The organism is Planomonospora corallina, assembly GCF_042650625.1.
Lineage (GTDB): Bacteria > Actinomycetota > Actinomycetes > Streptosporangiales > Streptosporangiaceae > Planomonospora_B > Planomonospora_B corallina.
Map to the genome: position 1 here is coordinate 28,898 of NZ_JBHSBM010000043.1, position 10,555 is coordinate 39,452.

The following is a 10,555-nucleotide window of genomic DNA, read 5'->3' on the forward strand; positions in this document are numbered from 1 at the left end:
CGCGTGGTGGCGCGGCCGCGTCCGCGTCGGCGGGAAGGTCCTACTCGCCGGAGGGCCGGACCTCCAGCGCGGTGAGCAGCCCGGGCAGGGCCCGCTCGAGGGAGCGCTTCCAGTAGGGCCAGGTGTGCGTTCCCTTGCCGTAGAAGTAGGTCTCGACGGTCAGGCCGGCCGCGCGGGCCCGTTCGGTGAAGGTCCGCGACTGGCTCAGCAGGTTCCGCTCGCCGGCGTCCTCGGTCGCCGCCGGGCCGTCCAGCGGGCCCGGCTCACCGTTTCCCGCCGAGACGAACAGGCGCACGCCCTTCAGCGCGGAGACGAGCCTGCTCGGGTTGTGCGCCGCCCAGGAGTCCCCGTCACCGCCGGGGTAGCCCCACAGATCACCGGGGTTGAGGCCGTTGTCCTGGATGAGGCGCATCACTCCCTGCAGACCGGCCTCGGTGTCGAGCACGCCGGAGAAGGAGGCCGCGGCCTGGAACATCCCCGGGTGCCGGGCCGCGTACGACATCGCGCCGAACCCGCCCATGGAGAGCCCGGCGACCGCCCGCCGGTCCCCGGCACCGTACTCCTTCTCCACCACGCCCAGCAGCTCGGTCAGGTGGAAGGTCTCCCACCTGGGCCCGTTCAGCCAGTCGGAGTAGAAGCCGACCGAGCCGCCCTCCGGGATCACGACGATCACCGGTGCGCCGGCCGTCAGCTCGTCCGCGCCGCCCTTGCCGTCCCAGCCGAGGTGGTCGGGGTCGCAGCAGCCGTGCAGCAGGTAGAGCACGGGCCAGGGACCCGATCCAGGTCTCCAGCCGCGCGGCAGCAGGACGCGGGCCCTGGCCGCCCGGCCCAGCGCCGGTGAGTGGATCGTCAGGTCCCTGGTCCGCTCGCCGATCTCCCTGCTCTCCACGATCCGCACCGTCTCGGGGGCGGGCGAGGCCACCGGGACGGCCGGAGCCGGGCCGGTCGCCTCCGGCCCGGCCCCGGGCCGGAGGACCACGACGGCGGCGATGACGACGATCAGGGCGACCGCGGCGAGGCCGCCCGCGACGACCGGTCGTGCTCGTACGGACTCCATGGCTCCTCCATCGGGGGAAGGGCCCCGGAACCGGGCGGGTTCCGGGGCCGGGGAAGGTCAGCGCCAGCTGTCGTCGCGGGTGACGGTCCCGCCCGACGGGGTGGTGAAGGAGCGGTTGGGGTCGCTCTCCCAGGTCACCGAGCCGTCGGGGTTCTTCTTGATGTACTTGTAGGAGATCGTCCGCCCGGCCGGCAGGTTCACCGTGGCCCTCCAGACCGGGTAGGAGGCCGCGGAGAGGGCCACCGCGTTCGCCGGGTTCCAGGAGCCGAGTTCGGCGACGTCGCCGACGACGAAGACGTTCTGCCCCCAGGCGGTGGTCACGTTCGCGTTGAAGGACGCGGCGACCCTGCCCGGGGTGGGCGTCACCGTCGGGCTCGCGGTGGGGCTCGCCGTCGGGCTGGGGGAGGGACCACCGGTGTGGACGGCGACCGCGCTCCTGGCGGGCACGGTCACGGTCGCGTTCCCGCTCCCGTCCACCGTCACCGAGCCGCTCCCGGCGGCGTTGGCGTAGGTCCCGGCGGGCAGGCCGGTGGTGAAGGCGCGGGTGACGGAGGCGTTCCCGTTGTTGATCGCGACCCAGCCCTTGTTCCCGCGGCTGAAGGCGATCAGGTTGTCGCCGTTGTCGTACCAGTTGGCGACCGGGGCGCCCGCGACGGCCTTGTGGAAGCCGACCATCCCGGTCACCTGCCGGTGGAAGCAGGTCCAGCGGCCGTTGCCGCAGTCGGTGTCGGTGACGAAGCCGCCGTTCGCGGACGGCGGGCCGGCCTCCTTGTCGTCCCAGGTGAAGCCGGAGTAGACGCGCGGCGTGCCGTACGGCCAGGCCAGCATGAAGACGTTGGCCAGCTTGTAGGCGGCGCCGTACTTGTAGTTGAGCGTGGAGCCGTTCCGCTCGGTGTCGTGGTTGTCGACGAACGTCACGGCCCTGTCGCTCGGCACCGACAGGCCCCAGCTCTGCCCGAACGTCTCCAGCCAGTGGATCTGCCCGGTGAACTGCTCCTTCATCTTGCGGCCGAAGACGAACTCGTGCACGTCGCCGACCCCGGTGTACTGGCCCGGCTGGACCTTCTCCCGGTCGCCGTGGATGACCTCCAGGTGCAGGTACGGCGAGCCGGTCAGCTTCGACCTGATCGCCGCCAGGTCGGCGGGGGAGATGTGCTTGGCCGCGTCGATGCGGAAGCCGTCCACGCCGAGCGAGGTGAGCTTGTTGAGGTAGCCGGCGATCTGGCCGCGCACGTACTCGGAGCCGGTGTTCAGGTCGGCCAGCCCGACCAGTTCGCAGTTCTGCACCCGCCAGCCGTCGCCCGTGTAGTCGCCGTCGTTGATCGTGCAGGTGGGGGAGTGGAAGTCGGCGGAGGAGTAGAGCCCCGGGTAGTCGTACTTGCCGAAGGAGTAGCCGCCGTAGCTGGCGCTGCCCTGGCCGGTCATGTGGTTGATGACGGCGTCGACGTGGACCTTGACGCCCGCTCCGTGGCAGGCCTCGACCATCGCCTTGAAGGCGTTCTCGTCGCCGAACTTGCTGGTGAGCGCATAACGGGCGGGCTGGTAGACGTCCCACCAGACGGAGCCGCCCTTGCTCATCGAGTCGTGCGGCGGGGAGACCTGGACGGCGCCGTACCCGGCGGGGCCGAGCACCTCGGTGCACTCGCGTGCCACCGACTTCCAGTTCCAGCTCCAGAGCTTGACGATGGGGGCGGTGCCGGCCGGGGGCACCGCCTGGGCGGCGGCTCCGCCGAGCGCGACGGGTGTGAGCAGGGCGGCGCCGGTCAGCACGCCCAGCGCCGCGGCGGCGAGGGGTTTGCAGGATCTCATGGTGGGGGGCCTCCAGGAGAGTCGGACGGTTCCCCGGTCCGCCCGGCCCTTTTCGGACCGGGCGGACCGGGATCGGGGACGGATCCTCAGGACTGCACGAAGACGGCGACCGTGCGGGCCGGGACCGTCAGCGTGCCGGTGCCCGCGTCGAAGCGGGACTGCTTGACGACGGCGTCGCCGCCGTCGGCCTGCACGGGGTGGAGGGCGACCTGGGCGCCCTTGAGAGCGGCCACGGTCTGCGGCTGCTCCTGAGGGGTCGCGTTGAGGACGACGGTGATCGACTTCCACTTCGGGTCGATCCCGGAGGCGTCCAGGTGCATGGTCACGACACCCGGGGTCTCCGCGGTGCCGCCGGTCGGGAAGGAGAGCCGCTTCTGCACCTCGGCCAGGGAGCCGAGCGCGAAGGCGGGGGAGGAGGAGCGGATCCTCAGCAGCTCGCCGTACCGGGCGCGGGCGGCGTCGATCGCGTCGCAGCCGGGCTTGAGCGCCGGGTCGGCCAGGAGCGGCCGGGCGTACGGCCACTTGTCCTCGTTGTCGGCCTTCGGTGGCAGGCCCGCGCCGAAGCCGTTGCCCTGCGCGCAGTCCCACAGCAGCCGGTTGAACCAGTCACCGGAGTCGTAGGAGTTGCGGTCGAGCGACTTGGAGCGGAGCCGCTCGCTGCCCGCGTGCACGAACGCGGTGCCCTGGGCCAGCACGCTCGTCGCCAGCGAGAGCGACTGCATGCGCACCCGGTCGGCCATGGTGGTGGCCTGCGGCAGCTTGTAGGCCAGCGCGTCGAAGAGCGTCTCGTTGTCGTGCGCGTCCACGTAGGACACGGTCTCGCCGGGGGAGGCGGCGTACCCGGCGGGCGAGCCGTTGTAGTCGACCTGGGAGCCCTTGACCTGCTCGCCGCTGGTGGCGGTGAAGGTGTAGTCGCGCAGGTTGCCGGCCAGGCCCAGCTTGACCAGGTCCTGGTAGGCCCGCAGGCGGGCCCGCTGCTGCTCGGCGGTCCCGTTGGCGGGCGAGCCGTTGGGGTCGCCCGCCAGGCCGGAGCCGAAGCCCTGGACGCGGGGGTCGGGGTCGAACGGGCCGCCGCCGCGCACCGCGTCGCGGAGCCGGTCGCTGAACGTGCCGACGCCGGTCCCGGCCATGTTCGCCTGGGTGGCCTGTTCGAAGCGGGCGCCGTCGGCGACCTCGCCGAAGTTCCAGCCCTCGCCGTACAGGATGATCGACTTGCCGTCCACGCCGTCCTTCTCGAGCGTCAGCGCGTCGAGGGCCTTCCGGACGGCGAGGATGTTCGCCTTCGGGTGGTGGCCCATCAGGTCGAACCGGAAGCCGTCGATCTTGTACTGCCTCGCCCAGGTGACGAGGGAGTCGACGACCAGCTTGCCCATCATCGTGTGCTCGGGCGCGGTGTTCGCGCAGCAGGTGGAGGTGGCCACGGCGCCGTCGTCCAGCAGCCGGTGGTAGTAGCCGGGCACGATCCGGTCGAGCACCGAGGTGGGGTCCTGCCCGGCGGCGTGGGCGTGGTTGTAGACCACGTCCATGACCACCCGCAGGCCGGCGCCGTTCAGGCCCGCGACCATGCCGCGGAACTCCTTGATCCGCGCGGAGCCGTCGGGGTCCGCGGCGTAGGAGCCCTCGGGCACGGTGTAGTGCAGCGGGTCGTAGCCCCAGTTGAAGCCGTCCTTCGCGGCGGAGGCCGTCACGCACTCCTGCTGCCGCTCGGAGTCGGCGGGCAGGGAGGCCAGGTCGCAGTCCGGCTCGGTCCGGTCGGCCCTGCGCTCCGGGACGGTCGCGATGTCGAAGACCGGGAGCAGGTGCACGTGGGTCAGGCCGTCCCCGGCGAGGGAGCGCAGCTCCTTCATCCCGGCGGACTCACCGGTGAACGCGGCGTAGGTGCCGCGCCGCCCCTCCGGGACAGTCGCGTCGGAGGCGGAGAAGTCGCGCACGTGCAGCTCGTAGATCGACGCCTTCTCCTGCGGTACGGCCGGCGGCTTGGCCAGCGAGGTCCAGCCGTCGGGGCGCAGGGAGCGGTCGGACAGGTCGACGAGGTGGCTGCGGACCGAGTCGGCGGCCAGCGAGACGCTGTAGGGATCGGTCACCTCGTTGGTGACGACCTTCCCGGCGGCGGGGGAGTAGACCGTGACGAGGAAGGTGTAGTAGCGCCCCTTCCAGGAGGGCAGCCCCCGCGCCGACCAGACGCCGGTCGCGTCGTCGCGGCGCATCGGGTGCACCTCGCGCCGGTCTCCGCCCGGGTCGCGGTAGAGCGCCAGCTTCACCTCGCGCGCGGTCGGCGCCCACACCGACAGGCGGGGCAGCGGTCCCGCGGCGTCCGGGCCGAGCTCGGCGGTCGCCGCCTTCGCGTAGACGTCGTCGAGCACGCCGGGCAGCTGCACGCCGGTCGCGGTCAGCAGCGCGCCGGAGGCGTCCCGCTCGACCGCCACGACCTGGCCGCGCAGCGCCCCGGTGACCAGGTCGGCGTCGCGCGGGTCCACGGTGAGGGCGGCGTGCCCGGCCAGGTGCGGCCACTTCGCCTTCTGAGCGTCGGTGAGCGTGCCGGGGTTCAGACGGATGACCCGGTAGGAGCCGGTCAGCTCGCCCTTGGTGACCGCGATGTCGCCCTGGGCGGAGAACGCCAGAGAGTAGCGGAGCGAGGCCGACGGCTGGACCTTCCACGCGACGGTGGTCCGGTCGATCCAGTGCGCGGAGGACTTGGACAGGTCGGCATCCGCGCCGCGCGCGGCCGCCTGCGGCAGCACGTGGCCCTCGGTGGCCGCGACCCGCCAGACCTCGTGGCCGTCCGCGGCCAGGTCGAGCGCCTGGTCGGATGGGAGGTCCTTCTCGTCGCCCTTGTGGATGATGTAGCTCACGTTCTTCGCCCCCTCGGCCAGGGGAACGCGGTAGTAGACGCCGAAGCCGTCCGTCCCGGCGGGCATCAGGGGCTCGGCCCACTCGGTGGGCTGCGCCGCGTCGCCCCACAGGTGCAGGCCCCAGCCGTCGTAGTTCCCGTCGGGCCGGTGGTAATGCAGGACCGCGACGTTCTCGGCGGCGGCGCGGGAGGCGTGGAGCGTCTCCGAGCCGGAGACGACGTAGGCGTCCGGCTGGGCGGCCGGCAGGAACGACTGGTCGGAACCGGGGTCCTTGGTGTCGCCCTTGTGCACGATGTGGTTGACCGGGACCGAGGCGTTCTTCAGCGGGACCTTCCAGAACACGCCGTAGGAGTCGGTGCCGTCCGGCGGGCGCGGGGCGGCCCACTCGGTGGCCGCGCCGTCGGCGAGGCCGTCGCCCCACAGGTGCAGGCCCCAGCCGTCGTAGTCGCCGTCGGCGCGGCGGTAGTGCACGGTCGCGTACCCCTGGGCGGCGGCCCGGGAGGCGTGGGTGCCGTCCCGGCCCTGCGCCAGCCAGACCTCGCCGGTCTTGGCGGGGTCGACGATCCGGTCGCCGCCGTCCTTCTCGTCGCCCCTGTGGGCGATGATCCCGACCTCGCGCGCGCCGGGCTTCAGCCTGATCCAGGCGAAGCGGCCGTAGGCGTCCTCTCCGGTCAGCGCGAGCGGCCGCGCCCACTCGGTGGGCTGCTCGACGTCGCCCCAGACGTGCAGGCCCCAGCCGTCGTAGTCGCCGCCGGGGCGGTTGTAGTGCACGACCAGCCAGTCGCGCCGCACCGCGCCGGGCTCCTCCGGCCCGGGCTCGGCTCCGACGGCCGCCTCGGCGCCCGCCGAGGCGAAGCGGCCCGCGGAGTCCTTCACGACCGCCCTGTAGGCGACCTTCGTGCCGGCCGGGATGCCCGTCAGGTCGTGGAAGACCCGGAAGGAGCGGCCCGCCGCCGTGGTGTTCGGCGCGTCGTCGGTGCCGAGCACCCTCCACCTGCCGTCGCCGACCTTGGCCGCGAAGGTGACCTGGTCGAAGCCGGTGCCGGGCACGGTCGCGGTGACCGGGACCCGGCCGTCGCCGGCGGTGCCGCGGATCTCGGTCCCGGGCAGCGCGATGGAGACCGCCGGGGCCGCGGTGGGCTTGGCGAGGCGGGCCGCGGCCTTGTAGACCACCGCGGAGAGCGCGGGTACGGTGACCGAGATCTTGCCGTCCGTGCCGGAGGTCACGGACTCGGCGGCCTCGCCGTACACCTTGGTGAAGGCCGTGCCGGCGGAGAAGGTCGGCACGGCCACGCTCGCCGGCTGCTCGGCGTTGTTGACCGCGACGACGTACTCGACCTGGTCCCTGGCGCGGATCCGGGAGAAGGCGTAGACGCCGCCGGAGGCCAGCCGCTCGATCTGGGCGCCGTCGGCCAGCGCCGGGTGGGCGTCGCGGAGCTTCGCCAGCGCTGCGATGCCCCGGTAGAGCGGGTGGGAGGGGTCGTAGTTGTCCCGGGCGTGGGTGGCGTCGGTGCCGATCAGGTCGTCCGAGAGGTAGCTCTCGGTCTTCGAGGCGAACATGGGCTGGCGGGCGTCCTGGTCGCCGCCCTTGCCGGTGAAGCCCTGCTCGTCGCCGTAGTAGACGACAGGCTGGCCGCGGGTGAGGTACATCAGCTCGTGGGCGAGCAGGTCCCGCCTCAGCAGCTCCGCGTCGGAGGCGCCGGGGTTGTCCTGCGCGAGGAAGCGGCCGATGCGGCCCATGTCGTGGTTGCCGAGGAAGGTCGGCAGGGAGGAGGTGTTGGAGTCGGCGTCGATGTGGTGGTCGTCGTCGGCGTAGAGCCGAGCCAGGCGCGCGGCGTCCGCCGTGCCGCCGCTGAAGGATCGGGCGGCTTCCTGGAACGGGAAGTCGAGGGTGGCGTTCATGCCGCCGCGGGTGGAGTAGCGGCTGGTGTAGGCGGGGTCGGAGGAGTACACCTCGCCGAACATGAAGAAGCGCTCGTTGCCGAGCTTGGCGGCGTAGCCGCGCAGGGCGGGGGAGAACCGCTCCCAGAACTCCATGTTGACGTGCTTGGCGGTGTCGATGCGGAAGCCGTCGATGCCGGTCTCGCGCACCCACGTCCGGTAGATGTCGACCATGCCGTCGACGACCTCGGGGCGCTCGGTCCACAGGTCGTCGAGGCCGTGGAAGTCGCCGTACTCGGAGCTCTCCCCGCTGAAGGTGGAGTCGCCCCGGTTGTGGTACATCGTCACGTCGTTCAGCCAGGACGGCGTCTTGGCCTTCCCCGGGGCGACCGGCGTGTACGGGAAGGACTCGGCGGTGACCTTCGGGAACCTCCCTCCGGAGGCGTGCTCCCGGTCGTCGAACGGCCTGCCGGAGGCGTCGACGTAGGGGTGGGCGCCCTTGGACCGGTAGGAGTAGGTCTTCTCCGCGTAGTCGATCACGTCGGCGGTGTGGTTGGTGATGATGTCGAAGAAGACCTTCATCCCGCGCCTGTGGGCCTCGCGCACCAGCTTCTTCATCTCGGCGTTCGTGCCCAGGTGCGGGTCGATCCGGGTGAAGTCGGTGATCCAGTAGCCGTGGTAGCCGGCCGAGGCGTTCGCCCCGGTGCCCTGGACCGGGCGGTTGGCGAAGGCCGGGGTGATCCAGATCGCGGTGCTGCCGAGGCCCTGGATGTAGTCCAGCCTGCCGATCAGGCCCTTGAGGTCCCCGCCCTGGTAGAAGCCCTTGTGGGCAGGGTCGAAGCCGGTGGCGAGCCGGTCGCCGGACAAGCCGCCGGCGTCGTTGCCGGTGTCGCCGTTGGCGAACCGGTCGGTCATCGCGAAGTAGAAGCGCTCGCGGCTCAGGTCGGCGCGGAGCGCGTCGCGGGCGAGCTCGCGGTCCCCGGGCGCCGCGCTCCGGCTCAGCGCCGAGACGACCGGCCGCGCCGGCGCGGCCGCCGTGCGGATCGCCGCCGGGTCCGCGGCCGTGCGGATCGCCGCCGGGTCCGCGGCCGTGCGGATCGCCGCCGGGTCCGCGGCCGTGCGGATCGCCGCCGGGTCCGCGGCGGCGGGTGGGGAGAGGACGGCGAGAGGGGCGGTGACCAGGACGGCCGCGAGGGCGGCTCTGGTCAGAGAGGCCGATCTCGCGCGCCGTGGGGGGAGGGGCCAGACCACCAGGGCCTCCACGGAGTGTGTTTCGGGGATGTTGCCCGGAAGTTACTCACTGGACATGATCTGTGCAATCCCTTACGGCAACTTTCTGAATCGTGGTGGACGGAGGGTGCCGCCGTAGGGCCGGAAGACCTCCGAGCCGAGGACTTCGGATGGCTGTAGCCCCTATGAACAGGGGATATTCTCGCAATCGCATGGGGTGAACGGGTTGTCACGGTTTGCCGTATCCGGTCGAGATGTAACAAGTTTGCAGACTCTTGCAGCAAGTTCTTCCAATGCGGTTCACGTCGGCGTAACGTCCGGCGTACTCCACCCGGCCCGGCGGCTGCGCGCCTCCCGGGCCGGTCCCCTGAGCAATGAGGAGAAATCATGCGGCGAGCCTTCTCGGCCGCGACGATCGTCGCGGCCCTCGCCCTGGCGGTTTCCGCCTGTGGCGGCGGCGACAGCGGTTCGACGGCGGCCCCCGCCCAGTCCGCTCCGTCCGACCCGTCGAAGATCAGCGGTGAGATCACCTGGTGGGACACGGTCCGTCCGGACAGTGAGGGCCCGACGTTCCAGGCGCTCATCAAGGAGTTCCAGGCCAAGTACCCGAACATCAAGGTCAACTACGTCAACGTCCCCTCGGACCAGGCGCAGAACAAGTTCCAGACCGCGGCCCAGTCCGGCTCCGGCGCGCCCGACGTGATCCGTTCCGAGGTCGCCTGGACCTCGCAGTTCGCCTCGCTCGGCTACCTGCAGCCGCTGGACGGCACCCGCGCCGTCGAGAACGAGTCCGACTTCCTGCCCGGGCCGCTGAGCAGCACCAAGTACGAAGGCAAGACCTACGCCGTGCCGCAGGTCACCGACACCCTGGCGCTGATCTACAACAAGAAGCTACTCGCCGAGGCCGGCTGGGAGAAGGCTCCCACCACGGTCGAGGAGCTGAAGAAGGCCGCACTCGACGTCAAGGAGAAGACCGGCGCCACCGGCCTCGCCCTCAACGTCGACGCCTACTTCCTGCTGCCGTTCATGTACGGCGAGGGCGGTGACATGCTCGACGTGCAGAACAAGAAGATCACCGTCAACTCGCCCGAGAACGCCAAGGCGATGGGGATCGTCTCCGACCTGATCACCTCGGGCGCCGCGGCCAAGCCGGCGATCCAGGACAGCTACGCCAACGCCATGACCGCCCTCAAGGACGGCAAGGCCGCGATGATCTACAACGGCCCGTGGGCGCTGTCGGAGATCTACCAGGGCAAGGAGTTCCAGGACAAGGCCAACCTGGGCATCGCCCCGGTCCCGTCGGGCTCGGCCAAGGCCGGCGCCCCCACCGGCGGCTGGAACTACGCCATCTACGCCGGCTCGAAGAACCTCGACGCCTCCTACGAGTTCGTCCGGTTCATGAGCACCCCCGAGGCCCAGGCGAAGGTCGCCAAGGAGATCAGCCTCCTGCCGACCCGCGCCTCCGCCTACGACAACCCCGACGTCCAGGGCAACGCCGACGTCGCCGTCTTCAAGCCGATCATGGACACCGCCCTGCCGCGGCCGTGGATTCCCGAGGGCGGCCAGCTCTTCCAGCCGCTCCTGGAGGGCTACCAGGCCCTGGTCGGCGGCAAGACCTCGCCCGAGGACATGCTCAAGACCGTCGACGAGAAGTACCGCGGCATCTTCAAGGACTGGAGCTGAGCCGTGGCGACCTCCACTGGACGTGTGACCGGCACGACCAGGG

Annotated in this window: 4 protein-coding genes; 1 reads left to right on the plus strand and 3 read right to left on the minus strand. The window is 71.6% G+C overall.

From position 1 onward, the window contains the following. Window positions 1-40 precede the first annotated feature (40 nt). The 3 genes from ACFOWE_RS29345 to pulA form a co-directional block, all read right to left on the minus strand. Window positions 41-1,057 (minus strand): alpha/beta hydrolase, encoded by a 1,017-nt coding sequence (locus tag ACFOWE_RS29345; protein WP_377293522.1) that lies wholly within the window; start codon window positions 1,055-1,057, stop codon window positions 41-43. Window positions 1,058-1,114: 57 nt separating this feature from the next. Further along, window positions 1,115-2,866 carry a carbohydrate-binding module family 20 domain-containing protein gene (locus ACFOWE_RS29350; RefSeq protein ID WP_377293524.1) on the minus strand — a complete coding sequence of 584 codons (1,752 nt, stop codon included), beginning with the start codon at window positions 2,864-2,866 and terminating at the stop codon, window positions 1,115-1,117. An 86-nt stretch (window positions 2,867-2,952) separates the two neighbouring features. After that, complete coding sequence (gene pulA / locus ACFOWE_RS29355) at window positions 2,953-8,850, minus strand: pullulanase-type alpha-1,6-glucosidase (RefSeq protein ID WP_377293525.1); 5,898 nt, start codon at window positions 8,848-8,850, stop codon at window positions 2,953-2,955. Window positions 8,851-9,216: 366 nt separating this feature from the next. On the opposite strand from pulA, the gene ACFOWE_RS29360 reads away from it, so the two are divergent. Next, the gene (locus ACFOWE_RS29360; RefSeq protein WP_377293527.1) at window positions 9,217-10,512 is read left to right on the plus strand and encodes an extracellular solute-binding protein; all 1,296 of its coding nucleotides are present in this window, start codon (window positions 9,217-9,219) and stop codon (window positions 10,510-10,512) included. Window positions 10,513-10,555: the final 43 nt, after the last annotated feature.